The 25028-nt window shown below is 72.1% G+C and carries 18 protein-coding genes; 12 read left to right on the top strand and 6 right to left on the bottom strand.

The genetic code is table 11. The features are described 5' to 3' along the window. Positions 1-41: 41 nt before the first annotated feature. Positions 42-2744, top strand: coding sequence for a DNA polymerase I (gene polA / locus JX575_RS08550; protein ID WP_186342010.1), 2703 nt, complete (start codon positions 42-44; stop codon positions 2742-2744). Here the strand turns inward: polA and JX575_RS08555 are convergent. Beyond that, positions 2738-4006 carry an oligosaccharide flippase family protein gene (locus JX575_RS08555; protein WP_186342011.1) on the bottom strand — a complete coding sequence of 423 codons (1269 nt, stop codon included), beginning with the start codon at positions 4004-4006 and terminating at the stop codon, positions 2738-2740. The two genes, polA and JX575_RS08555, sit on opposite strands and share 7 nt — an antisense overlap. A gap of 25 nt (positions 4007-4031) precedes the next feature. Between JX575_RS08555 and JX575_RS08560 the strand changes: the two genes are divergently transcribed. Next, positions 4032-5747, top strand: coding sequence for a hypothetical protein (locus JX575_RS08560; RefSeq protein ID WP_186342012.1), 1716 nt, complete (start codon positions 4032-4034; stop codon positions 5745-5747). 51 nt (positions 5748-5798) lie between these two features. Next, the gene (locus tag JX575_RS08565; RefSeq protein WP_186342013.1) at positions 5799-5957 is read left to right on the top strand and encodes a hypothetical protein; all 159 of its coding nucleotides are present in this window, start codon (positions 5799-5801) and stop codon (positions 5955-5957) included. Positions 5958-5984: 27 nt separating this feature from the next. Here JX575_RS08565 and JX575_RS08570 read toward each other — a convergent pair whose 3' ends face one another. Then, on the bottom strand, positions 5985-7142 hold the full coding sequence (locus tag JX575_RS08570) for a glycosyltransferase family 4 protein (RefSeq protein WP_186342014.1): 1158 nt from the start codon (positions 7140-7142) through the stop codon (positions 5985-5987). Positions 7143-7188: 46 nt separating this feature from the next. Here JX575_RS08570 and JX575_RS08575 point away from each other — a divergent pair, with 46 nt between their 5' ends. Together JX575_RS08575 and JX575_RS08580 are read left to right on the top strand one after the other, a co-directional pair. Next, complete coding sequence (locus JX575_RS08575; RefSeq protein ID WP_241005395.1) at positions 7189-7929, top strand: class I SAM-dependent methyltransferase; 741 nt, start codon at positions 7189-7191, stop codon at positions 7927-7929. Beyond that, positions 7896-12023 carry an alpha-(1->3)-arabinofuranosyltransferase gene (locus JX575_RS08580; RefSeq protein WP_186342015.1) on the top strand — a complete coding sequence of 1376 codons (4128 nt, stop codon included), beginning with the start codon at positions 7896-7898 and terminating at the stop codon, positions 12021-12023. Before JX575_RS08575 ends, JX575_RS08580 begins: the two co-directional genes overlap by 34 nt. On the opposite strand, the gene JX575_RS08585 is transcribed toward JX575_RS08580, so the two are convergent. Together JX575_RS08585 and JX575_RS08590 are read right to left on the bottom strand one after the other, a co-directional pair. Then, on the bottom strand, positions 11915-13153 hold the full coding sequence (locus JX575_RS08585) for an acyltransferase (RefSeq protein WP_186342016.1): 1239 nt from the start codon (positions 13151-13153) through the stop codon (positions 11915-11917). The genes JX575_RS08580 and JX575_RS08585 overlap by 109 nt on opposite strands. Then, positions 13150-14928, bottom strand: coding sequence for a hypothetical protein (locus JX575_RS08590; protein ID WP_186342017.1), 1779 nt, complete (start codon positions 14926-14928; stop codon positions 13150-13152). The genes JX575_RS08585 and JX575_RS08590 overlap by 4 nt, the downstream gene beginning before the upstream one ends. A gap of 166 nt (positions 14929-15094) precedes the next feature. Here JX575_RS08590 and JX575_RS08595 point away from each other — a divergent pair, with 166 nt between their 5' ends. The 3 genes from JX575_RS08595 to JX575_RS08605 are packed head-to-tail and all read left to right on the top strand — an operon-like array spanning position 15095 to position 18077. Beyond that, on the top strand, positions 15095-16291 hold the full coding sequence (locus JX575_RS08595) for a nucleotide sugar dehydrogenase (RefSeq protein WP_186342018.1): 1197 nt from the start codon (positions 15095-15097) through the stop codon (positions 16289-16291). Next, a complete protein-coding gene (locus tag JX575_RS08600; protein ID WP_186342019.1) occupies positions 16288-17058 on the top strand; it encodes a glycosyltransferase family 2 protein in 771 nt (256 codons plus the stop codon). Before JX575_RS08595 ends, JX575_RS08600 begins: the two co-directional genes overlap by 4 nt. Further along, positions 17055-18077 (top strand): NAD-dependent epimerase/dehydratase family protein, encoded by a 1023-nt coding sequence (locus JX575_RS08605; RefSeq protein ID WP_186342020.1) that lies wholly within the window; start codon positions 17055-17057, stop codon positions 18075-18077. The genes JX575_RS08600 and JX575_RS08605 overlap by 4 nt, the downstream gene beginning before the upstream one ends. Before the next feature lie 24 nt (positions 18078-18101). Here the strand turns inward: JX575_RS08605 and JX575_RS08610 are convergent, their stop codons facing one another. Further along, positions 18102-18779 carry a class I SAM-dependent methyltransferase gene (locus JX575_RS08610; protein WP_206054563.1) on the bottom strand — a complete coding sequence of 226 codons (678 nt, stop codon included), beginning with the start codon at positions 18777-18779 and terminating at the stop codon, positions 18102-18104. Between the two features lie 133 nt (positions 18780-18912). On the opposite strand from JX575_RS08610, the gene JX575_RS08615 reads away from it, so the two are divergent. Genes JX575_RS08615 through JX575_RS08630 form a run of 4 tightly spaced genes read left to right on the top strand, consistent with a single transcriptional unit; the run spans position 18913 to position 24224 of the window. Beyond that, on the top strand, positions 18913-19800 hold the full coding sequence (locus tag JX575_RS08615) for a DUF3068 domain-containing protein (protein WP_186342021.1): 888 nt from the start codon (positions 18913-18915) through the stop codon (positions 19798-19800). A gap of 25 nt (positions 19801-19825) precedes the next feature. Next, the gene (locus tag JX575_RS08620; RefSeq protein ID WP_186342022.1) at positions 19826-20803 is read left to right on the top strand and encodes a MoxR family ATPase; all 978 of its coding nucleotides are present in this window, start codon (positions 19826-19828) and stop codon (positions 20801-20803) included. Then, entirely contained in the window at positions 20800-22017 is a 1218-nt protein-coding gene (locus JX575_RS08625; protein WP_186342023.1) for a DUF58 domain-containing protein, read from the top strand. Before JX575_RS08620 ends, JX575_RS08625 begins: the two co-directional genes overlap by 4 nt. Continuing rightward, positions 22014-24224, top strand: coding sequence for a transglutaminase domain-containing protein (locus JX575_RS08630; RefSeq protein ID WP_186342024.1), 2211 nt, complete (start codon positions 22014-22016; stop codon positions 24222-24224). The genes JX575_RS08625 and JX575_RS08630 overlap by 4 nt, the downstream gene beginning before the upstream one ends. On the opposite strand, the gene JX575_RS08635 is transcribed toward JX575_RS08630, so the two are convergent. Further along, the gene (locus tag JX575_RS08635; RefSeq protein WP_186342025.1) at positions 24162-24980 is read right to left on the bottom strand and encodes a class I SAM-dependent methyltransferase; all 819 of its coding nucleotides are present in this window, start codon (positions 24978-24980) and stop codon (positions 24162-24164) included. The genes JX575_RS08630 and JX575_RS08635 overlap by 63 nt on opposite strands. Between the last annotated feature and the right edge of the window lie 48 nt (positions 24981-25028).

A 25028-nucleotide genomic window follows, 5' to 3' on the forward strand; every position in this document is an offset into this window, starting at 1 on the left:
GCTCGGGGCCCCCTGTCGTCGGCGGCGGCTAGAGTCGGCGGGTGCCCGAGACGAGCGAGACGACCCGCCCCCGCCTCCTCCTGCTGGACGGCCACTCCCTGGCCTACCGCGCGTTCTTCGCCCTCCCGGTGGAGAACTTCGCGACCGCGTCCGGACAGCACACCAACGCGGTCTACGGGTTCACCTCGATGCTGGTCAACGTGCTCCGCGACGAGCGGCCGACCCACGTCGCCGTGGCGTTCGACAAGTCGCGCCAGACCTTCCGGCTCGAGGAGTACAGCGACTACAAGGCCAAGCGCAACAAGACCCCCGACGAGTTCGGCAGCCAGCTGCCGTTGATCCGCCGGGTGCTCGACGCGCTGCGCATCCAGCACCTGTCGATGGACGGCTACGAGGCCGACGACATCATCGCCACGCTCGCCACGCAGGGCCTCGCCGAGGGCATGGAGGTGCTGATCATGACCGGCGACCGCGACTCCATCCAGCTCGTCACCGACGACTCGACCGTGCTCTACACGATGCGAGGGGTCAGCGAGCTGGCCCGGCTGACGCCGGCAGCGGTGCAGGAGAAGTACGGCGTCCCGCCCGAGCGCTACCCCGAGCTGGCGGCGATCGTCGGCGAGACCTCCGACAACCTGCCCGGCGTGCCGGGAGTCGGCCAGGGCTACGCCGCCAAGTGGATCAACCAGTTCGACGGCCTCGACAACGTGATCGCCCGCGCCGACGAGATCACCGGCAAGAAGGGCGAGTCGTTGCGCGCCCACCTCGGCGACGTCATCCGCAACCGCCGCCTCAACGCCCTGGTCCGCGACCTCACCCTGCCCGTACGCCCCGACGGGCTGGTCCGGCAGCCGTGGGACCGCACCGCCGGCCTCGAGCTGCTCGACGAGCTCGAGTTCCGCGGGGAGCTGCGCGCCCGGCTGCTCGACACCATCGACCCCGCCCCCGACGACGCCGTCGAGGCCGAGTCGGGCTTCGAGCTCGACGGCCGTCGTCTCGGCACGGGCGAGGCGGCCGCGTGGCTCGCCGAGCACGCCCCCGAGGGCACCCGGGTCGGGCTGTCCGTCCAGGGCAGCTGGCGCGCCGGCACCGGCGACGTGGTCTCCCTCGCCGTGGCGACGCGCGAGGGCCAGGCGGCTTGGATCGACGTGACCGACATCGACACCGACGACGACGCCGCTGTCGCAGCCTGGCTCGCCGACCCCTCGCGCCCCAAGGCCGTCCACGATGCGAAGGGCCCGAGCCTCGCGCTGGCCGCCCGGGGCTGGGAGCTCGCCGGCCTCGAGGTCGACACCGCCCTCGCGGCCTACCTCGTCCAGCCCGACCAGCGCTCCTACGACCTCGCCGACCTCACCCTGCGCTACCTCAAGCGCGAGCTGCGCCAGGACACCGTCGACGCCGACCAGCTGAGCTTCGACGCGATGGACGACACGACGGCCAGCGACACGGCCATGCTGACCGCCCGGGCCGTCCTCGACCTCGCCGACGCGCTCGACGACGCGGTCGAGGAGCACGGCGGCACCCGCCTGCTGCACGAGGTCGAGCTGCCGCTGATCGGCACGCTCGCGCGGATGGAGCAGGTGGGCATCGCCGTCGACGTCGACTACCTCGAGGGACTCGAGTCGGAGTTCGGCGACCAGGTGCGCGCCGCGGCCCAGGACGCCTACGACGTGATCGGCAAGGAGATCAACCTCGGCTCGCCCAAGCAGCTGCAGGTGGTGCTGTTCGACGAGCTCGACATGCCCAAGACCAAGCGCACCAAGACCGGCTACACCACCGACGCCGACGCGCTGCAGCAGCTGTTCGAGAAGACCGAGCACCCCTTCCTCCAGCACCTGCTGCGCCACCGCGACGTGATCCGGCTGCGCCAGACGGTGGAGGGCCTGCTCAAGTCGGTGGCCCCCGACGGGCGGATCCACACGACCTACAACCAGATCATCGCGGCCACGGGTCGGCTCTCCAGCACCGACCCCAACCTGCAGAACATCCCGATCCGCACCGAGGCGGGCCGGCGCATCCGTGAGGGCTTCGTCGTCGGCAAGGACGGCGAGGCCCTGCTGACGGCCGACTACAGCCAGGTGGAGATGCGCATCATGGCGCACCTGTCCGAGGACGCCCTGCTCATCGAGGCGTTCCGCTCCGGCCAGGACTTCCACTCCATCACCGCGGCCCGGGTCTTCGGTGTCGCGGCCGAGGACGTCACCGTCGAGCAGCGCGCCAAGATCAAGGCGATGAACTACGGGCTCGCCTACGGCCTGTCGGCGTTCGGACTGTCCCAGCAGCTGCGGATCTCCACCTCGGAGGCCAAGGCCCTGATGGACGAGTACTTCGAGACGTTCGGCGGGGTCCGCGACTACCTGACCGGCGTCGTCGACGAGGCGCGCCGCTCGGGCTTCACCGAGACGATCATGGGGCGTCGTCGCTACCTGCCCGACCTCACCAGCGACAACCGCCAGCGCCGCGAGACCGCCGAGCGGATGGCGCTCAACGCCCCCATCCAGGGCTCGGCTGCCGACCTGGTGAAGGTCGCGATGCTCGGCGTCGAGCGCGCCCTGGCCGAGCACGGGCTGCGCTCACGGATGCTCCTCCAGGTCCACGACGAGCTCGTCCTGGAGGTCGCGCCGGGGGAGGGCGACGCGCTCGCGGAGGTCGTCCGCGCCGAGATGGGCGGCGCCGCCGACCTGGCCGTGCCCCTCGACGTGTCGATCGGCACCGGGCGCAGCTGGCACGACGCCGCTCACTGAGCGGGGGACCGCCCGCGCAGCGTGACCGCGCTGATCGCCAGCAGCACCACCAGCAGCATCACGTCGACGCTCAGCACGAGCGCGAGCAGCTCGCCGACGGTCGAGACCAGCGTCGACGCGACGGCGACCACGACGCCGAACGCGACCCAGATCAGCACCATCGACATCGTGCCCTGGCGGGCGAGCACCGAGTAGACCAGCAGCTGGAGCACGGCCATGCACGTGCCCAGCAGCGCGAACACCCACAGCAGGCTCCGCACCTCCTCGTAGTCGCCGCCGCCGGCGAAGACCAGCACGAGGTCGGGGAGCACGGCGGTGGCCAGCACGCACGCGCCGCCGAGGCCGCCGACGAGCAGCAGACTGCCGGCCAGGGCGCGCGAGCGGTTGCGGCTCGTCGACATCGAGGGGAACGCGACGACCACGACGAACTGCGGCAGGAACATCACCGCCCGCGAGACGATCAGGCCGGCGGCGTACAGCCCGGAGTCGTGCGAGTCGAGGACCGAGCGCCCGACCAGCATGTCGACGTTGGTGAGCGCGAAGTAGGCGAAGAGGGCCTGCGAGTTGACGACCGCCTCCTTGATGATCGGCCCGAACCCGTGGCGCTCGTGGGTCTCGCCGGACACGCGCCCGTGGCGCAGCACGGCGAGCCCATAGAGGAATGGTGCGTAGAAGCCGATCGTGACGCCGAGGAAGGCCATGAACTCGGTCGGCTGCCAGAGGATCAGCACGACCCCGACGAGGAGCCGCGGCACCCCCGAGAGCACGTACAGCACGGCCAGCTCGCGCCAGCGCCGCTCACCCTGGAGGATCCCCGCCTGGGCGCCGGTCATCGTCATCGGCACCGCGGCGAAGGCGGCCAGCACCGCTGTCGGCAGGCTGTCGAGGTCGAGCAGCGTGTTGAGGAGTGGCGCCCCCATGAGGAGGACGGCGCCGAGGAGGAGGGACGCCCGCAGCGAGACCCGGAGGATCTCGCGCTCGATCTGCCCGACGTGGGCGGGATCCGAGCTGATCCGGCGGGCCGCGGTCGCCTGGAGGCCGAGCATGACGACGCTGATGATCATCACGAGGTTCATCAGCGCGAAGAACGCGCCGTAGGGGACCGGCCCGATGATCCGCGCCGCCGTCATGGTGAAGCCGTAGGTCGCGAGGTTCATCAGCAGCATCGCCACGGCGATCTGCCCGCTGCCGCCCAGCAGACGCTCGAGCCTGCCGCGGGGACCGGCGACCGCGTCGGACCGGTCGCGCGCTCGTGTGGGCATGCGGCACACCCTAAGGTGTCCCACCGTGGGAGCACGGGGCGATCGGGCGACGGCGCGCACCCGCTCGCTGCTGTGGCCGGGGGCCTGGGCCACCGCGCTCGCCGTGCTGCTGCTGGGCGGCGCGCTCGGCCCGGGGTACGTCCTGAGCTACGACATGGTGTGGGTGCCCGACCTGCGTCTGGGCGCGGACGCGCTGGGCCTCGGCACCGCCCTGCCGCGGGCGGTCCCGTCCGACGCGGTGGTGGCGGTCCTCGACGAGGTGCTGGGCGGGATGCTCCTGCAGAAGCTCGTGCTGCTGCTGCCCCTCGTGGCCGCGGGCACCGGTGCGGCGGCCCTGGTCGGGCCGGGGGTCGTGGCACGCCTCGTGGCGGTGTCGGTGGCGGTGTGGAACCCGTTCGTGGTCGAGCGGCTGGCGATCGGCCACTGGCCGGTTCTGGTGGGCTACGGCGTGCTGCCGTGGGTCCTGCTCGCCGGCACGGCGTGGCGCAGGTCCGGCGTCATGCCCGCCCGGCTCCCCGTGCTGCTCCTGCTGGGCAGCCTGAGCGCGTCGACGGGGCTCGTCACGGCGTTCGCCGCCTGCGTCTCCGCCGCCCGCCGCCGGCGCGACCGATGGCTGGCGCTCGCGGGACTCGTCGTGCTGGCCAACCTTCCGTGGGTCGTCTCGGGCCTGCTTCACGCCGGCAGCGCCACGTCGAGCGCCGCGGGGGCGGACGTCTTCGCGCCGAGCGGTGAGGGGATGCTGCCCGCGCCGCTGACGTTCCTCTCGCTCGGCGGGATCTGGAACGCCGCGGTGGTCCCCGACTCGCGCACGGGTCCGCTGGCGGTGGCGATGGCCCTCGTGCTCGTGGCGCTTGCCGTCCTCGGCGTCCGCCGCGGCTGGTCGAAGGTGCCGCAGGGACCGCGCCGGGCGCTGGTGTGGTGCTGGGCCGTGGGACTGGGCCTCACCCTGGCGGCGTGGGCGCTGCCGGGGGTCACGGGCTGGCTGGCGAGCACCGTGCCCGGAGCGGGCGTGCTGCGCGACGGCTCGCGGCTGCTGGCACTCGCGGCGCCGTTGACCGCGGTGCTGGCCGGGCGGGGGGCGGAGGCGCTGGTGCGGCTGCTGCCGGACGCGCTCTCCCGCGCGATGATCGCGCTGGCGTGCGTGCTGGTGCCCGTCGCCCTCATGCCGGACCCGGCTCTCGGCCTGTCGGGGAGGGTGAGCGCGGTCGACTACCCCGCGTCCTACGACGCGCTCGTCGACGAGTTGCGCGCGCTGCCCGAGGGCACCGTCGCCGTGCTGCCGTTCCAGAGCTATCGGGCACCGGCGTGGAACAACGACGCCCGCCCCGTGCTGGCCCCTCTCGGCCGCTACCTGCCGGGCCGTGTCGTCGTCGAGGACCGTCTCGTCGTCGACGGGCGGGCACTCGCGGGGGAGGACCCGAGCGCCGCCGACGTGCGCCGCGCCCTGGCCGCGCCCGATCCCGGTCAGCGCGCCGCGCGACTGCGCGAGGCCGGGGTCCGGTACGTCGTGGTGGAGCGGCTGCCGGGCGTCGAGGTGCCCGAGGTCGCCGGCGAGGAGGTCGGCGAGCTCGACGACCTCACCCTCGTCGACGTCGGTCCCGGACGGCCGCCCTCGGGCGTGCCGGCCGCGTGGACGGTCGTGATGGCGCTGGCGTGGACAGGCTGGTGCGGCCTGCCGGTCCTCGCGCTGTTCCTGGCCGTGTGGCGCCGGCGACGGGCCGGACGGATAGTTGCGCAGTAGGGGCTACCGGCTGGTACCTTGCTGGCATCGCCTAGGGAGGATCACACGCACATGGGATCAATCGTCGCACCCATCGTCAGCTGCATCGTGGGCGGCGGGCTCGCCGTTGCCACCCTGATGGGCGTGGTCACCAACCAGACCAGCGCGCCCGAGCAGTCCCCGGGGACGATCAACTCGCCCGAGTTCAGCTACGGGGTCACCAGCGAGTGACGTCGCGCTGAGCGGCCTCGGTCCCGCTCACTCGGCGTCGGGGTCCTGGGCGTCGACCCTCTCGCCACGCAGCACGGCCGCCACGACGTGGGCGAACGACTCCTGCGCGTGCTCCCACGTGAACCGGTGACTCATCTCGAGCGCCCCGTCGCCCAGGCGGGCCCGCAGCGCCGGGTCGCCGAGCAGCGCCCCCAGGGCCTCGACGAAGTCCTGCTGCCGGTCCACCAGCACCCCCGAGCGGTCGTGGGCGATCGACTCGCGCGTGCCGCCTGCTGAGCGGTAGGCCACGGTGGGTGTGCGGTGCATGCCGGCCTCGCCGACGACGAGCCCCCACCCCTCTTTCAGCGAGGGGAGGGCCAGTGTCCACGCCTGCTCGTAGATCTCGTGCTTGCGCCGCTCGTCGACGTGCCCCTCGAAGACGATCGTGTCGCTCGCGCCACGCTCGGACGCGTAGCGGTGCAGCTCGGCCTCCCACCACCCGCCGCCCACGACGTGCAGGCGCAGGTCGGGGTACCGCTCGCGCAGCGTGAGGGCGGCGTCGATCGCGTGCTCCACCTGCTTGTGCGGGACCAGCCGGCCGACGACCGCGACCATGGGGTGCGCCGACGTGCCCGTCCCGGAGCCGACGACGGGGTCGGTGCCGTTGTGCACGACGGCGATGCGGCGTCGGTCCACGCCGAGGGTGGCGAGCTCGTCGCGGGTGGCCCGGGACACCGCGACGTACTGACTGGAGCGGTAGAGCCATGGTGCGAGCCGGTGCTCGACGGCCCAGCCCACCTTGCCGACGAGGCCCGGGTAGACGACCGGCCACTGCTCGCGGTGCACGTGGTGCACGAGCACGACGACGGGTGCGCGGGTGGCGGCCCGGGTGAAGAACGGCAGGCCGTTCTGCACGTCGACCACGAGGTCGACCGGCCCGAGCCGGCCCCGGGCGAGCGCGCGGAAGCCCTCGGCGTAGACGCTGAGCTTGGACCCGCGCCGGACGAAGCGGACGCCGTCGACGACCTCCTCGGGCGGAGCCGCGGCGTGGGCGGCGCAGAAGATGGTGACGTCGGCGCCGCGCGCGACCAGCCCGTGCGCCATCTTCTCGAGGTAGCGCTCGGCGCCGCCGCCCTCGGGGTTGCGGGTGTCGCGCCAGCTGAGGAAGGCCACATGGCGGCCCGCGAGCTCGTCGTGGTCGGTCATCGGGCCGAACCCTACCGCCGAGTCACTTGTCGGCTAAGGTCTGCGGGTGCTGACGAGGAACCCGCCGTGGCGCGCCGACCTCTCCCGGTCGCTGCACCTGTTCCGGGAGTTCCGGCACGAGCAGTCCGACCCGGCGCGGTTCTACACCGCGCTGGCCCGTGACTCCGCCCTCCAGGTCTCCCAGTACCACGACCTGCACGGCCAGCTGATGCTCGACGTCGGGGGAGGGCCGGGCTACTTCCGGCAGGCGTTCGAGTCGGCGGGGGCCTCCTACGTCGCCCTCGATGCGGACGCCGGCGAGCTGGCCGGGACGGGTGAGATCGACGCGCGCACCGTCCTCGGCAGCGGCATGCAGCTCCCGTTCCGCGACGCGTCCGTGGACGTGTGCTACTCCTCCAACGTGCTCGAGCACGTCGAGCAGCCGTGGCGGATGGCGGAGGAGATGGTGCGGGTCACCCGGCCCGGCGGGCTGGTCTTCATCAGCTACACCACCTGGTGGGGCCCGTGGGGCGGGCACGAGACGGCGCCGTGGCACTACCTGGGGGGCCGCCGGGCCCGGCGCCGGTACGCTCGCCGCCACAGCCACGAGCCCAAGAACCGGTTCGGCGAGTCGCTGTTCGCGGTCTCTGTCGCCGACGGACTGCGGTGGGCACGCACCCAGCAGGGGGCCGACGTCGTGCACGTGCTCCCGCGCTACAACCCGTGGTGGAGCCGCTGGCTCCTACGGGTGCCCGGACTGCGAGAGGTGGTGACGTGGAACCTCGTGCTCGTGCTGAGGAGGAGGTGACCCGCGCCCGCACGACGTGGCGCTGGCGGCTGACCGCCGGCTGCGTGCTGCTGCTCGGCCTGGCCATGACCCAGTCGCCGGGCCTGCTCGTGGCCGACACCAAGCTCGACCTGGCGATCGCTCCGTGGGACTTCCTGTCGCGCGCCGCCCACCTGTGGGACGGCGAGGGCGCGTTCGGCCAGCTCCAGAACCAGGCCTACGGCTACCTGTGGCCGATGGGACCGTTCTTCGCGCTCGGCGACCTCCTCGGCGCGCCCGGCTGGGTGGTGCAGCGCCTCTGGACGGCGCTCGTGCTGTGCGTCGCGTTCGTCGGCGCGGCCCGACTCGCGCGCGCCCTCGGGGTGCGCTCCGACCTGGCCTGCGTCCTCGGCGGCGTGGCGTACGCGCTGTCGCCGCGCATGCTCACCGTCATCGGGCCCAGCTCCATCGAGGTCTGGCCGATGGCGCTCGTCCCCTGGGTGCTGCTCCCGCTCGTCGTGGGCGCGGAGCGCGGCTCCCCCCGGCGGGCCGCGGCGCTGTCGGCGCTGGCGATCGCGATGGTCGGCGGCGTCAACGCGGCGGCCACCAGCGCCGTGCTGCCGCTCGGGGTCCTCTGGCTGCTCACCCGCACCCCGGGCCCCCGCCGGCGCCAGATGATGATCTGGTGGCCGGTCTTCACCCTGCTGGCCACGCTGTGGTGGCTCGTCCCGCTCTTCCTGCTCGGCAGCTACAGCCCTCCCTTCCTCGACTTCATCGAGTCGAGCGCCAACACCACGTTCCCGACGACGCTCTTCGACGCGCTCCGGGGCACGTCGAACTGGGTCCCGTACGTCGACGCGGGATCTCGGGCAGGCAACGACCTCCTGCGGCAGGCGCACCTCGTCCTCAACAGCGCCGTGGTCATGCTGTTGGGCCTGGTGGGACTGGCGCTGCGTCGAAACCCGCACCGTGGCTTCCTGCTCTCGGGGCTGCTCGTGGGGCTCGTCCTCGTCACGATGGGACACCTCGGACAGGTGCAGGGGTGGTTCGCCCCCCAGCTGCAGGACCTGCTCGACGGGGTGCTCGCGCCCTTGCGCAACGTCCACAAGTTCGACCCGGTGGTCCGCCTGCCCATGGTCGTGGGACTCGCGTTCGTCGTCGATGAGCTGGTGGCTCGCCGGTCCGCGCTGGCCCGTGACCACAGCCCCGGCGCGATCGCTCAGCGGGTGACGCTGGTCCCACTGGTGGGGATCTGCGTCGTCGGGGTCCTGGGCGCTTCATTGCCAGCGGCGGTAGGTCGCGTCGCGCCGGCCGGCGGGTTCGCCGACGTCCCCGGATACTGGGCCGCTGCCGCAGACTGGCTCGCGGAGGACCAGGACGAGGGCACTGCGCTCCTGGTCCCGGGCTCGTCCTTCGGCACCTACGTCTGGGGGTCGCCCCGCGACGAGCCCTTCCAGTCGCTGGCCGACAAGCCGTGGGCGGTCCGCAACGCCGTGCCGCTCGCGCCGGCGGGCAACATCCGCATGCTCGACGCCGTGGAGTCTCGGCTCGCGCAGGGGCGCGGTGGTGCCGGTCTGGCCCGTCTGCTCGCGCGCTCGGGGGTCAGCCACGTCGTGGTGCGCAACGACCTGACCCGCACGGCCGACGTCCCGGACCCCGTGCTCGTGCACCAGGCACTCGACGAGTCGCCCGGCATCGAGCGTGTGCGGTCGTTCGGTCCCCTCATCGGCGGCGCACCCCGGATCGAGGGTGAGCTCGGCAAGGCCATGGTCAACGGTGGATGGCAGGACGAGTACCCCGCGATCGAGATCTACGCCGTGCGGGCCGAGGTCTCACGCGTCTCGTCGACGGACCGTCCCACGGTGGTCGTCGGGGGCCCCGAGGACCTCGGTGACCTAGCCGAGCTCGGGGTGCTCGGCACCGCCCCCGCGCTGCTCGCGGCTGACGAGCAGGACATCGATCCCTCATGGCCCGTCGTGCTGACCGACGGGATGCGTGCCGTGGAGCGCAACTTCGGGCGGTTGCACGACTCGACGTCCCAGACCCGCACGATCGACCAGCCGCGAAACCTGCCCAGCCGGTCGCCGGACTACAAAGTGGGCGACGGCACCCGTTGGTCGACGTGGGCCGAGCTGGACGGTGCCACGAGCGTCACTGCCTCGAGCTCTCAGTCCGACGCCAACTCGCCGGGGGCCGTGCAGCCCGGCGCGATGCCCTTCGCAGCCATCGACGACGACCCGCGATCCACGTGGGTCTCCGGCCCTGGCTCGGTCCTGGGGCACTGGTGGCAGCTCGACCTGGGTGCGCCGGCCTACCCGGGGCGTACCTCGATCACGGTCGGGGCCGACCACGGGCGCGAGGTGCTCCAGGTCCGCACCGACGAGTGGACCAGCCCGCTGCTGACCTTCGAGCCCGGCGACACCCGCACGGTCACCATCCCAGGACCCACCCGTGTCCTGCGCATCGAGGACCAGTCCGGCCGACCGGACAACCGGCTGTCACTCGCTGACGTGAGCGTCGCGGGACTGGACCTCGACCGAACCCTGGTCATGCCCGCCGCGCCGGAGGGCGCAGCCCCACCCGCAGCTGTGGTCATGCGTCGGGTGCGGGACGACCGGACGGGGTGCGCCCGAGTGGCGACGAACGTTCGGTGCCGCGCAGGCCAGGCGGCCGCCGACGAGGAACCGCTCGGCTTCGCGCGCCGCTTCACCCTGCCGCGGCCGATGACCACCACCGCCCGGATCGCGATCTCGGCCGACCCGGGAGAGGCCTGGGACGCCTACCTCTTCGACGACCAGCCTGTGTCCGTTTCCGCGTCCAGCACAGTGGCACCGGACCCGCGGGCACGCGCGGTCGCGGCGGTGGACGGAACGGCATCGACGACCTGGATCGCGGACTCCGATGACATTCGACCGGAGCTGACGCTCAACTGGCTGGGCAGGCGGAAGATCACCGGGCTGTCCATCGCGGTCGATCCGGGCGCCGCCGCGCGCCTCCCCGAGGTGCTCGAGCTCACCTGGCCCGGAGGCACTCGGACGGTGCGCCCCAACAAGCGCGGCACGGTGCGATTCCCGCCGATCCGCACGACGCGCCTGGCGCTCCGTGTGATCGAGGCCGAGCCGGCGACGGACATCGCATTCGACGGCTCGATGTCGTCCGTGCCAGTCGGAATTTCCGAGCTGCGCCTGCGCGGGCTACCGCTCGTGCCGTTCCTTCTCCCGGACTCCGACCGCACCACCGCCTGCGGGACCGGACCCCGCGTGCGGATCAACGAGACGACGTACGACACGCGGGTCACGGCGAACCCTGCCGCGCTGTACGACGGGGCGACCGGACGCGCCGAGCTGTGCGGTGTCGACGAGCTGGAGCTGCGAGCCGGTGCCAACGAGGTCGAGGTCGAGGCCGGCGGCGGCTTCGTCGTCGACTCGGTCGTGCTCGGGGACGCCCCCGCGGCTTCGGCGCAAGGACTCTCGTCGACGATGGACTCGCCCACCCGGCTGCTGGCAGGCGCGCCGGAGGCTGGCCGCCACCTCGTCACGGGCATGAACGTCAACCCGGGGTGGACCGCCGACGCGGGGTCGCAACCACTCGAGTCGGCGACCTACGACGGATGGCGCCAGGGGTGGCGACTGGATGCCGGAGCAGGGGAGCGCGTGGACGCCAAGTTCACCCCTGACACGGCCTACCGCGCTGCCCTCCTGGTGGGTGGGGTGGCCCTGCTGCTCCTGCTGCTCCTGCTGCTCCGGTCTGACGCGAGGCGGAGGGACCTTCCCCCGGTAGCCGGACGACGCGGCTCATCCATCGTTGCCGCGGCCACCGCGCTCGCGGCTGGCGGCGTGCTCGCGGGGACACCCGGCCTGCTCGTCGCCGCGGCGTCGGCGGCCGCAGGAGCGCTGGTGCACCGCCGGGCACCTACCACGGGTTCGGCGTGGCTGGTCGGCGTCCTGTTGCTCCCGGCAGCTGCGTCGTACGTCGTGCGTCCGTGGGGCGCCAACGCGGGGTGGGCGGGCTCGTGGGGCTGGCCCCACTACCTCGTGCTGGCCGCGGTCTGCTCGGTCCTCGGCGCGCTCGCCCTCGACTCCTCACGACGCCACCGATCCGCGATCCGGGCTGACGGCACCTCGATCACGCGGTAGAGCAGCTCGGCGGCGAGGACGCTGAGCACGACGCTCAGCGCCCAGACAGGCAACCCGTCGCCGCTGAACACGGAGTAGTCGGTGACGGCGTAGATCAACGACAGCATCGCGAGGTGGATGCAGAACACCCCGTAGGAGATGTGGCCGAGGTGCCGCAGGAGCGGCCACGACATGACCCTCGCATAGGTGCCTGCTCGGTCGGCGAACACCCCGGTGAGGACCATCAGGCCACCGATCACCGCGTAGAGCAGGTGCTTGGCGAAGATCTGACCGTCGCTCCCGACCTGGAACATGACCGGGCCGGCCACCGGCGTCGCGGCCACGAGCACCAGGCCGCCGATGATCGCCCAACAGACGCCAGGCATCCGGGCGACGTCGACGATCGCACGCGCACGGACGGGGAGCTGTCCGCGGTCGTGCAGCACCTGGACCAACGCGAGGACGATCCCTACGGCGAACCACGAGGCGAACGCCGGGAGCCACAGCCCGGGGGCTCCGTCGGTGTGGTCCTGCACCAGGCCGGCGAGGACGTAGATCCACAGGACGTTGACGGCGACCATTCCCGTCGCCACGGCGAGCACCCGCCACGGGCGCAAGCCCCGGCCCGATCCGATGGCCAGCCGCATCAGGATCGGCAGCAGCACGTAGAACGCCGCCTCCGCGGTCAGGCTCCACATCTGTGTCAGTCCGTGGGGCAGCTTCTCGGACGTGTAGGGGTCGGCGAGAAGCAGTGACGAGACCCAGGTGCCGAGCCCGGCGCCTTCGTTGTCCGGGATCAGGACGAGCGCGATCACCACCGTCACGAGGTAGACCGGGTAGATCCGCAGCAGGCGCTTCTCGTAGTAGCGCCGCGTCGAGGGCGGACGGGCCGAGTCGGCCGCGCGCGCGAGCCATGGCCGGGAGAGGAGGAATCCGGACAGCACGAAGAAGATCGCCACGCCCACGTCCAGACGCGCGAGGATCGTCCCCCAGACCCCGTTGCGGAGGTAGTCGCCGGACTGGAACGCGGTGTGCGTCGTCAGGACGGCGAGCGCCCCGATCGCGCGCAGCGTGTCGAGGACGGGGAACTCGACTGCCGGGTCAGCGTGAGGCGACGCGGCCCTCCAACGTGGCGACCTCGGCAACTTCATGGCAACCGCCCTCCCGGTTCCGGCGGACCGACTTCCACCACGTCGACGCACATGGTCACACCTGGGTCCAGGCCGTCGATCCGAACGTCATCGAAGGACCCCTCGACGCGAACGTACAGGTTGTTGAGACCAGACATGATCCACGAACTGTGCTCGACCCCGCCTGCGCGGATCCTCACTGGTGAGTCGTCCGAGGAGAGGTAGGCGATTCGCACCCACCAGACGTAGTGGAACGCGCGTCCTACCAACGGAATGGTGCGGCCCCGAGTCCGGACCTTCCATCCGCAGTCCTCGATCGGGCCTGGCCGCGACGCGACTCCCGGCCCAATAAGGGTCTGCCGCAGGCTCCCGTCAGGACCGACAGTCGCCAGGTTCGATGACCGGTCGACGAAGGTTGCATTGTCCGACAACAGGGGAGCGAGGAACGCCGTGTTGTTGGCCGGCGCGGCGAGAGAGGAGAACACCTCCTCGGGAACGATCTGAGCGGCCATCTCGGTGGGCGGTCGCCGGTCGAGGTCGGACTTCAATGTCAGGAGGTAGGACTTGCCGGGATTCTCGTGATGCCAATAGCCCGCGTAGGTGATTGAGCTGTAGATGCCGCCAATGGCGACGACACCCACGACCGCCCCAGCCACCCAGCGGGGAGCCGGCCGGACCAGAAGTGGTGCTTGCCGTAGAGCGCTCGATTCCAGCGATCCGACGACAGGCATGGTGATCAAGCCCAGCGCCAGTGTCGTGACGAGGATGGCGTCCGCGACGTAACGGAGCTCCATGCCGATACCCGCGCCGAACAGCGGGGCTCTGGACGTAGCGAGAAGGACCAGCAGCGCTGCAAGGTAGCCCGCGACCAACACCCAGACGCGCAGCGTGTTGGTGCGGCGGAGCCACGCATAGACGACGACCAGAGAGATGAGGACCCATGCTGCCTGCTGGGCCCAGAGAGGTGGGTCCGCGTAGGCCGTGGGAGGGGCGAAGTTGTTCCAGCGCCAGGGCCCGCCCACGATCCCGGTGGCGAAGGCGCTGCCGAGCATTGTCTCGGCGAGGGCGCCGAACAGCGAAGGTGAGACATCGAGCGGCTCGGTTCCACCTTGGCTGAGGTACACGGCCAGGTACGACGCCACAAGCACTGCCCCGACGACGCACGCCAGCCAGTACGTCCGGACCACACCGACCAGCCGCCCAACTGGACCGCCGTGCGCGAAGTAGGCCAACGCGAGAAATGCCAGCACCGGCACCAGGAGAATCGCTTTGACCCAGAAGAAGAGCCCGAATGCCAGCGCCAGCAAGGTCCCCGCGAGCCAACCAACTTGGCGGCTACGCAGGTAGTGGATCCAGCACGCCACCGCGCAGAAGAAGGACACGTGGATGGGCGTCTGGTTGAGACTTGCAGCCCACCACACGAACGACGGGACGCTCAGCGCGCTCGTCGTGTAGAGAAGAAGCGGTGCGAGCACGCCCCACCGTTTGCCGAAGAGGACGATGAGCATCCACAAGCACGAGAGGCTCGCGAGAACCTGTAGTCCCCACATGATCAGTGCCGCCAGACCCCAGTTCACGTGCCCGCTCTGGGCGACGGCCCATGCGATCAGACGTCCTCCGGGCATGAGGTGCCCGTTGTAGGTCTGGACGAGATAGGACCAGGCCGGCGAGCCGACTGAGCCTTGATCCAGGAGATTGAAGTCGTCGAGGAGGAACCAGCTCGACCAAATGGCCCATCCACGGAAGGCGGCGTGCAGCAGCACGACAATGACCCCGACCGTCACGACGTGTGCCACAGATGGCGTGTACGCCGGTCTCCACGAGACCGACTTCGAGTCCAGCTGCCGCACTGTGGCCCCCTTCGGCGCCGCATCATGCCACACCGAGTCGTGTCGATCGGCGGCGTCCAACCCGCCAGTAACGTAGGTTGTCTGCGATCGTACGAAGGAGCGCAGGCAAACGGTGAGCACCACATTCGACTTCGACGTCTGCATCGTGGGCGGTGCCGGGCACGTCGGCTTCCCGCTCGCGGTCGCCTTCGCCTCGCGCGGCCTCCGCGTGGCCATCCACGACATCAACGACGCCGCCGTCGCGTCGATCAGCGACGGCGTCGCGCCGTTCCTCGAGCCGGGGGTCGAGGGCCCCCTCGCGGAGGCGCTCGCCAGCGGCGCGCTGATCGCCCGCAACGACCTGTCCCTGGTCTCCTGCGCCGAGGTCGTGATCGTCGTGGTGGGCACGCCCGTCGACCAGTACCTCAGTCCCGACCCGGAGGCCGTCCCGCGCGCGGTGGGCGACCTGCTCGGCCAGCTGCGGGCGGGTCAGCTGCTGGTGCTGCGGAGCACGGTGTTCCCCGGGGTCACCCGACGCGTCGAGCAGCTGCTCGCCGGCCGCAGCGGGGTCGACCTGGCGTTCTGCCCCGAGCGGATCGCCGAAGGGCGAGCGATGACCGAGCTCTTCGAGCTCCCGCAGATCGTCTCGGCCCGTACGCCCGGAGCGGTGAAGCGCGCAGGCGACCTGTTCCGCCGGCTCACCGACCGCATCGTCGAGCTCGAGCCCGAGGAGGCCGAGCTGGCCAAGCTGTTCACCAACTCGTGGCGCTACATCAAGTTCGCCGCGGCCAACCAGTACTTCATGATGGCCAACGACCTCGGCCTCGACTTCGCGCGGATCCGCGACGCGATGACGCAGGACTACCCGCGGGCCGCCGACCTGCCCGGGCCGGGCCTGGCCGCCGGGCCGTGCCTGTTCAAGGACACGATGCAGCTGGCGTCGGTGACGGGCGGGTCGTTCCCGCTGGGGCACTCGGCGATGCTGGTCAACGAGGGCCTGCCCGACTACATCGTCAAGCGGATCGAGGCCAGCCACGACCTCTCCACGATGACGGTCGCGATCCTGGGCATGGCGTTCAAGGCCGAGAGCGACGACCGGCGCTCCAGCCTGTCCTACCGGCTCAAGCGCGTGCTGCGGTTCCGCGCCGGACGCGTGCTCACGAGCGACCCCTTCGTCCGTGACGACCCGGAGCTCCTCCCGCTCGACGAGGTCCTGGCCGCGGCCGACCTCGTCGTCATCGGCGCCCCCCACGAGGCCTACCGCGACCTCCCGATCGCGTGCGAGGTCGTCGACGTGTGGAACCTGCGCGGCGAGGGGTCGCTCACGTGAGCGCGACCAGCGTGTCGGTGGTGATCCCCGCCTACCAGGAGGACGAGGCGATCCGCCCCGTGCTCGACCGCATCGTCGACGCGATCACGCTCGACTTCGAGGTGCTGGTGGTCGTGGACTTCCCCGACGACCGCACCTTGGCGGCGGTCGCCGACCACGTCGGCGGCGACCCCCGCGTCCGCACGCTCGTGAGCACCTACGGCCGCGGCCCGGCCAACGCAATCCGCTTCGGCATCGACAACGCGGCGCACCCGGTGGTCGTGGTGACGATGGCCGACGGCTCGGACGACCCGCGGCTGATCGACCCGCTGGCCCGGCTGGTCGAGCGCGGCGTCGTCGTGGCCGCTGCGTCCCGCTACGCCCCGGGCGGCCAGCAGGTCGGGGGCCCTCTGCTCAAGTCGGCCCTCTCCCACGCGGCCGGGCGCTCGCTCGGGATGCTCGCCCGCGTCGGCACCGACGACGCCACCAACAGCTTCAAGGCCTACGACACCGCGTTCGTGCGCGAGGTCGGCATCGACAGCCGGACCGGGTTCGAGATCGGCCTGGAGCTCACGGCGAAGGCCCGGCGGCTGCGCCGGCCGGTGGCCGAGCTGCCCACGATCTGGCTCGACCGCACCGTCGGGCACTCGCGCTTCGAGCTGAGGGCGTGGATCCCGAAGTACCTCCGGTGGTACCGGTTCGCCTTCGGCCCGGAGCTCTCGCTCGAGGAGGTCCGTCGACGCTCGGCGGCCATCGCCCTCAGGAACCAGCAGGAGGTCCACCCATGAGTCGCGTCCTGGTCACCGGCTCGGCCGGCTTCATCGGCGGCTACGTCGTCGAGGAGCTGCTCGCGCGCGGGCACGAGGTGGTCGGGGTGGACAACTACTCCAAGTACGGCCCGGTGACGAAGTCCTATGACGACCACCCGCGCTACACCTTCGTCGAGGGAGACGTGCGCGACGTGGCGCTGATGGAGCGGCTGCTGGACGGGTGCGAGCACCTGGTCGCGGGTGCCGCACTGATCGGCGGCATCTCGTACTTCCATGCCTACCCCTACGACCTGCTCGCCGCCAACGAGCGGATCATCGCGGCCACCTGCGACGCCGCGATCAAGGCCCGCGCGACGGGGGGCCTGGAGAAGGTCACCTACCTGTCGTCGTCGATGGTCTTCGAGTCCACGACGCACTGGCCGTCGGTGGAGGGTGACGAGCGGAGGATCCCACCGCCGTTGTCGTCCTATGGCTTCCAGAAGCTCGCCGTGGAGTACTTCGCTCGGGCCGCGTGGGACCAGTACGGCCTGCCGTTCACGATCGTGCGGCCCTTCAACTGCGTGGGCGTGGGGGAGGGGCGGGCCCTCGGGGACGTCGAGATCCCCAGCGGCAACGTCAAGCTCGCGATGAGCCACGTCGTCCCCGACCTGATCCAGAAGGTGCTCAAGGGCCAGGACCCGCTGCACGTGCTGGGCGACGGCGAGCAGGTGCGCCACTACACCTACGGCGCCGACCTGGCGCGCGGCATCGTCGAGGCGATGGAGTCGCCGGCCGCCCGCAACGACGACTTCAACCTGTCCACGGCCGAGTCCACGACCGTCCGCGAGCTCGCCGCGATCATCTGGGCCAAGGTCAACGGCGACCGCCCCCTCACGCTCGAGCACGACCCCGCGTTCGAGCACGACGTGCAGCGACGCGTCCCCGACGTGTCGAAGGCGCGCGAGGTGCTGGGCTTCGAGGCCACCACGTCCCTCGACGAGATGCTCGACGTCGTGGTCCCGTGGGTGCGCCAGGCGATGGCCGACGGGATCATCTGAGGCCCGCGTCCGTCGGTTGTCCGTTCAGTCCGGCACGGCGACCATGAACGCCTGGCCGCCCAGCACCCGCCAGGCCCAGGGCGACCTGAGGTAGAGCCGCACCAGGCGGTCGGTCGAGGGGAGCCGGCTCTTGGTCGTGTAGGGCAGGAACCGCGGGTGGTTGAGCTCGACGCGGAAGCCGGTGGAGGCGAACGCCTCGGCCAGGGCACGGTCGTCGACCGGCGTGACGTGGTCGAAGAACATCCAGTAGTCGCGGGCGCAGTAGCGGATGTTGGGCTGCAGGACCAGCAGCTTGCCGGTCGGCCGCAGCACGCGTCGCACCTCCGCGAGCGTGGCGAGGATGTCGTCGCGGGTGATGTGCTCGAAGAAGTTGCTCACGAACACGCGGTCGACGGTGGCGTCGGCGAGCATGTGCAGGTCGGTGGAGCTGGCGACGTGGGCCTCGACGCCCTCGTCGGCGTGCTCGTGCACCGCCGGGTTGAGGTCGACCGCGATCCGGCGCGCGGCCACGATGTTGTTGGCGAACTCGCAGTGCCCGGCGGCCAGGTCGAGCACCACCGCGTCGGACGGCACCCAGCGCTGGAAGTAGGAGCGGCACAGGGTGCGCCAGAGCGCCGTGCGCTGGGCCGCGTCCTGGTCGAAGCGGTGCGCGTAGAGCCGGCGGAGGTGTTCGCTCTCGCGGGCGACGTCGTCGTGGGACACGGGCGTGACTATGCCAGTCACGGCCCCCTCGAGGCCCCCCGGAACACGCTCGGCAGGGGTGGTCACGATTCCCTACCCGAGGGATCTACTTGCTGGTAGCCTTCGGCGACTTCACTGATCTATGGGGGTACCCGTGCGCAAGGTCATTGCCGGCGTCTTGCTCGGTCTTGGTTCGTTCCTGCTCGTCGCTGCGCTGACCGTGGTGCTCTGGGGCGGCACGGCCGTCCAGAAGACGCCGCTCGACACGGACACGTTGACCAACCTGTCCGGCACGGCCGACAAGCTCAACCCCGCCACGAGCGAGGTCGAGTCGCTCCAGGTCAAGGCAGCCAGCGTGACGAAGGCCGACGCCGAGCTCTCGAGCGACGACGTCGTGGTCTTCGTCAGCACCACCTGCCTGGTGATCGACGACGGCGACACGCCCCAGTGCGTCGACGAGTCCGACGACCGGCTCGTCAGTGCCAGCAGCGACGTGTTCGCCACCAACCGCAACACCGCCCAGGCGGTCAACGACCCGAAGTACGTGCCGCCGAGCTCCGAGGAGAAGTCGGGCCTCGTCAACAAGTGGCCCTTCGACGCCCAGAAGAAGGACTACACCTACTGGGACGGCATGTTGGGCGAGGCGGTCGACGCCACCTACGACGGCACGGAGACGATCGAGGGCCTCGAGACGTACAAGTACCACGTGCTGATCGAGGACCAGCCCGCCGAGGTCGTCGACGGCATCGAGGGCGTCTACTCCCAGGACAAGTACCTGTGGATCGATCCGACGACCGGCTCGATCATCAACCAGACCCAGCACGAGGTGCGCGAGCTCGAGGACGGCTCGACGCTGCTCGACATGCAGCTCGCCTTCACCGACGAGCAGGTCGAGAAGAACGTCGCCGAGGCGAAGGACAACGGCCAGCTGCTCGGCCTGCTGACCACCACGCTGCCGCTGGTCGGGTTCATCGGCGGGGCGATCGCGCTCCTGGCCGGCGGGTTCCTGATGCTGCGCGGACGCCGCGACAAGACCGCCTGAGCCGGGGCCGGGACGCCCCGAGGCAATGTCCGAGCTCACCACGGTCGGACCCGACGACGTCGGGTGGTACGCCGACACGTTCGAGCGGGTCCAGCGCAACGTCGAGACGGCCGTGCTCGGCAAGCCGCATGTCGTACGCCTCTCGCTGGCCTGCCTGGTCTCGGGAGGGCACCTGCTGCTGGAGGACCTCCCCGGCACCGGCAAGACGATGCTCGCCCGCGCGCTGGCGAGGTCGCTGGACTGTTCGTTCGCGCGGATCCAGTTCACCCCCGACCTGCTGCCCTCCGACGTCACCGGAGTGACGGTCTACGACCAGGCGCACGGCGAGTTCTCCTTCCACCCCGGCCCCCTCTTCCACAGCCTGGTCCTGGCCGACGAGATCAACCGGGCGTCGCCCAAGACGCAGTCGGCGCTCCTCGAGGTGATGGAGGAGGGACAGGTCACCGTCGACGGCACGACCCACCAGGTCGGGCGCCCGTTCATGGTGATCGCCACCCAGAACCCGATCGAGCAGGCGGGCACCTACGAGCTCCCCGAGGCCCAGCTCGACCGCTTCCTGATGCGCACCAGCATCGGACACCCCGACGCGGCGTCCACCGAGGCGCTGCTGGCCGAGTCACGCATCCGTGACCGGGCCGCCGACCTCGTCCCGGTCGTCACGGTCGGCGACATCGAGCGGATGGGCCGACTCGCCGACCTCGTCCACGTCGACCCGGCGATCATCAGCTACGTACGCCGCCTCGCCGAGGCCTCCCGCGAGGTGCCCGAGGTACGCATGGGGCTGTCCACGCGCGGCTGCCTGGCCTGGATCCGTGCCGCCAAGGCCTGGGCCCTGGCCGAGCGGCGGGGCCACGTGGTCCCGGAGGACGTCGCCACGCTGGCGCACCCGGTGCTCGGGCACCGGCTCCTGATGGCACCGGGGGCGGTCTACGGCGGCACCACCTCCGCCGCGGTCATCGACGACCTGCTCGCGCAGGTGCCCGCCCCGCGCGACCGCGCGTGAGCAAGCGGGCCGGCGCCCGCAGGGGGGCCCGCCGGGCGCCCGCGCGGCGGATGCCGCGGCTCGCTCGCCCGCCCCGCCTGCTGACGCCGCTCGGTCGCGGCGTGCTGGCGACCGCCGTGGTCGCGACGGGCCTCGCCGTGTGGCTCAGCTGGCACGAGTTCACCCAGCTCGCCGTCGCCGCGTTCGGCCTGCTGCTGGTGGCGCTGGTGTGGCAGGTGCTTCCCGGCGCGCTGTCGGGCACCCTCTCGCTCAGGCAGCACCGCACCGTCGTCGGGGCGCCGCCCCCTGTCGCCGTCCTCGAGGTCGAGGCGGGAGCGGCCCCGATGCTCTTCCCGCGCGTGGTGGTGCCAGTGGGACCGGCCGCCGTGCGGCTGCGGCTGCCGTTCCTGCGGCCGTTCGCGCGACACCAGGAGGTGGTCGAGGTCCCCGACCTGCCCCGCGGCGTGCACACCGTCGGCACGGTGACCTACCAGAAGACCGACCCCGTGGGCCTGATGACCCGCAGCCACCGGCTCGGCGACGAGCTCGACCTGCTCGTGTCCCCGCAGGTGTGCGACCTCGCCGTCTTCGCCGGCGGCATGACCAGCGACCTCGACGGGGCGACCAGCCGGCAGCTGTCGATGAGTGACCTGGCCTTCCACGCGCTGCGCGAGTACGCCGTGGGCGACGACCTGCGCCACGTGCACTGGCGCTCCTCGGCCAAGGCCGGGCAGCTGCTCGTCCGGCAGTTCCACGAGACGCGGCGCGGTCACGTGACGGTGCTCGTCGATGCCTCACGCGCCTCCTACCCGCGCGAGCACGACTTCGAGCTGGCGGTGTCGGCGGCGACCTCGATCGCACTGCGCGCGGTGCGTGACGACCTCGACACCTACCTGCGGTGCGGGCCGCACCTGGCCCGCAGCCGCCACCCGGTCGCCATGACCGACGTCGCGTGCCGCTTCGCGCTCCACGACGGCGACGACCACGTGGCCTGCGCCGCGGAGGCGGCGGAGGCGGGAGTCGGCAGCGGCCTCGTCGTCCAGGTCACCGGTGCCGCCCGCGACCTCGTCGACCTCGACGCCGCGGCCGCCCGCTTCGGCCGCGGCGCGGACTGGCTCGTCGTACGCGCCGACAGTGCCACCGAGGCGTCCGCGCGCGACAGCGGTGCCCTGCGTGAGCTCGTGGTGCCCGACCTCGCCGGCCTCCGCGCGCTCCTGGCCCGGGGGATCCGGTGAGGACCCGGCAGGGAGGGGTCGCTGACGCGCTCGTCGTCGTGGTCGTCTGCGCGACGATCCTCTCGATCCTCGACGACACCTTCGCCGACCGCAGCTACCTGGTGGCCGGGCTGGTGCCGGTGGTGCTGCTCGCCGGGCTGGCCCTGGTGACCCGCCGGGTCCACGAGGGCGGGTGGTGGTACTCCCTCGTCGCGCTCGCGGCGGCCGTCCCGGTCGCGGCATGGGCCGCGCTGCGCGAGCCCGGACCGTGGCTGGTGCCCACGCTGCGCACGGCCAGCCGGGTGATCGTCGACTCCGTCCACGCGCCCACCACCCTGGTCAGCACGGTCCCGCCCGTGGAGGCGGCCGGCCAGGTGATGCTGGTGCCGTTCCTCGTCGGCTTCCTCGCCGCACTCCCGGCGGCCTGGCTCGCCGTCGCCTCGACGCGCCCGCTGGCACCGGTGGTCCCGCTGCTGGCCGCGCTCGCCGCGACCATCCCGCTCGGCGTGCTGGCACCGACCCTGCTGGTGCCGCGGGCCGTCCTCATCGGGGTGGTGCTGCTCGGCTGGGCGGCCGTGCGCGCGCGGCGGAGCGAGTCGTCGGCGCACGGCGCCCGCGGGTCCGGCGCGTCCGCGGTGTCAGCGGTGCTGACGGTGGTGCTGGTGTCGGGCCTGGCCGCGCTCGTCGTGCCGGACGCCGACGACCCCGATCGCGTGCTGCTCCGGGGCCGCAACGACACCCCCTTCGTCGCCGACACCCGGGTGCTCCCCGCCGCCCGGACCCAGGACATCCGCCTGTTCCGGGCCAGGGGCGTGCCCGAGGGCCGCCGCCTTCGGCTGGCCGCGCTCGACCTCTACACCGGGACGGCCTGGGTGCCCGCCGACAGCTCCCCGGGCTCGGACGGCTACGGCACGTTCAAGCGGATCGGGTCCGACGTCTCCGCCCTGCACCCCGGCGCGACGGAGGTCGTGCGGGTGCGGTTCCGGCCGGGCTACTCCAGCGACTGGCTGCCGATGCTCGGCGAGCTGACCAGCATCGACTTCGCCTTCAACCCGGGCCGGACCGACGTCGGCGACGTGCGCTACAACCAGGCCACGGCCAGCGCGCTCGTGCTCGGCGGGGTCGACGTGCGCGACGAGTACCGCTTCGAGTCGGTGCTCGGCGAGGTCGACTTCACCCGCCGCGACGCGACGCGTGAGCCCACCGACGAGCAGCGGCAGCGCGCGGGCGCGTTCCCCGACCCCTACCTGCGCCCGTTCGCCCGCGACGACCTGCTGCCGCTGGAGCGGGTGCTGCTGCTGGCCCGCTACCTGCGGACCCAGGGCACGGTGCGGGTGGCGGAGGAGTTCGACCAGTCGCCCGACATGCTCGGGCGGCGGATGCTGGGCTCGCAGCGGATGAGCGGCACGCCGTTCCAGTACAGCGCGCTCATGGCCCTCGGTGCCTCCCGCCTCGGCGTGGCCGCCCGGGTGGTGACGGGGGCCGAGCCCGACCGGCGGGGCCTGGTCGACTACGGCGACCTGACGACGTGGGTGGAGCTGCAGTTCGCGGACGGCACCTGGCGCCCCCTCGACCTCGAGCGCTACCTGTCCACGCGGGTGGTCCAGGACCCGACCGTCGCACCACCGCCGGCCACCGACCCCGCGCAGTTCGTCGAGCGCGAGCTCGACCAGGCGGCGCGGGGGACGGACGGCGAGATCGACCCGCCGCCGGTCCCCGTCGAGCGGACGCCCGGCTGGCAGGTCGCCGCGGCCGGTGCCGCGGTGGTGCTGGGTGCGGGCCTCCTCGGTCTGCTGCTGGTGCCGCTGGTCAAGGTGCTGCGCCGCGCGCGCCGTCGGCGTACGCCGTCGTGGTCGGCGCTCTACGTCGGAGGATGGCAGGAGGTGCTCGACGCGGCCCGCGACCGCGGCACCCCGGTGCCGGAGGGGTGGAGCCGCCTGGCGCAGGCCCGGCAGCTCGGCGTCGCTCCCGACCTCGCGCGGCGGGCCGACGCGGCCGTCTTCGCCCCGGTGGCCCCGCCCGCAGAGGACGGCAGGGAGTTCTGGGACGCCTGCCAGGTGGTGCGGCGCCGCCTCGTGGCGGAGGCCGGCAGGCGCCGCCGGTGGTGGTCGCACCTCAACCCGGCGTCGCTCCTGGCGAGCCGGGCCAGGGCTCGGGGGAGCCGCTCAGCCCGGCAGGTGCGCCACGAAGATCGCCGTGCCCGGCGTCAGCAGCCCGCGGACGCGTGACCAGCCGCCCCACACGCGGTCGTGGTCCTCGGGCCACTCGGGCTCGACGAGGTCGACCAGCTGGAAGCGGTGCGCCGCGAGCAGCCGCACCCAGTCGCCGATCGTGCGGTGGTGCTCGACGTAGGACACCACCCCGGTGGCGTCGTCGACCTCGACGTAGGGCGTGCGGTCCCAGTAGGACTGGGTCGCGGTGAGGCCCGCCTCGCCCGGGTCGTCGGGGAACATCCAGCGCGTCGGGTGGGTGACGGAGAACGCGAAGCGCCCCCCCGGGCGCAGCACCCGCGCCACCTCGGCGACCGCGACGTCGATCTCGCTGACGAACTGCAGGGCGCCGAAGGAGCAGAAGACGACGTCGAAGCTGTGGTCGGTGAAGGGGAGGGCCGTGGCGGTGCCGCGCACGGACGGGACCGCGACGCCGGTCTCCTCGTCGAGGCGCAGCGAGTGCTGCAGCTGGCGGTGCGACAGGTCGAGGCCGAAGCCGCGGCCGCCGTGCAGGCGCACCCAGCGCGAGCACTGTCCGGCGCCGCTGCCGACCTCGAGGACGTCGAGGCCCTCGACGTCGCCCAGGACCCGCAGCTCGTCCTCGGTGTGGCCCTCGGGCCCCCAGACGAAGCCCGCGTCGCCGAGGAACGCGCCGTGGGTGGCCTGGTACTCGTCGGCGTAGCGGTCCCAGTCGGGACCGTTGGCGCGACGCGACTCCTGCTCGGAGACCGACCGCCGCTCGACACGCACGGACTGGGGCAGGTGATCCTCCACGTCCCGGAGCGTACTTCCCGCCCGCCGGTGGCCCGGACGGCGCGTGGC

The sequence above is a fragment of the Nocardioides sp. zg-1228 genome (assembly GCF_017086465.1).
In the GTDB taxonomy this organism is placed as follows: Bacteria; Actinomycetota; Actinomycetes; order Propionibacteriales; family Nocardioidaceae; genus Nocardioides.

Coding starts and splice junctions, on each gene's coding strand:
- JX575_RS08555 (WP_186342011.1), bottom strand. CDS start 4,006: ATGCCCACACGAGCGCGCGACCGGTCCGACGCGGTCGCCGGTCCCCGC.
- JX575_RS08565 (WP_186342013.1), top strand. CDS start 5,799: ATGGGATCAATCGTCGCACCCATCGTCAGCTGCATCGTGGGCGGCGGG.
- JX575_RS08570 (WP_186342014.1), bottom strand. CDS start 7,142: ATGACCGACCACGACGAGCTCGCGGGCCGCCATGTGGCCTTCCTCAGC.
- JX575_RS08585 (WP_186342016.1), bottom strand. CDS start 13,153: ATGAAGTTGCCGAGGTCGCCACGTTGGAGGGCCGCGTCGCCTCACGCT.
- JX575_RS08605 (WP_186342020.1), top strand. CDS start 17,055: ATGAGTCGCGTCCTGGTCACCGGCTCGGCCGGCTTCATCGGCGGCTAC.
- JX575_RS08620 (WP_186342022.1), top strand. CDS start 19,826: ATGTCCGAGCTCACCACGGTCGGACCCGACGACGTCGGGTGGTACGCC.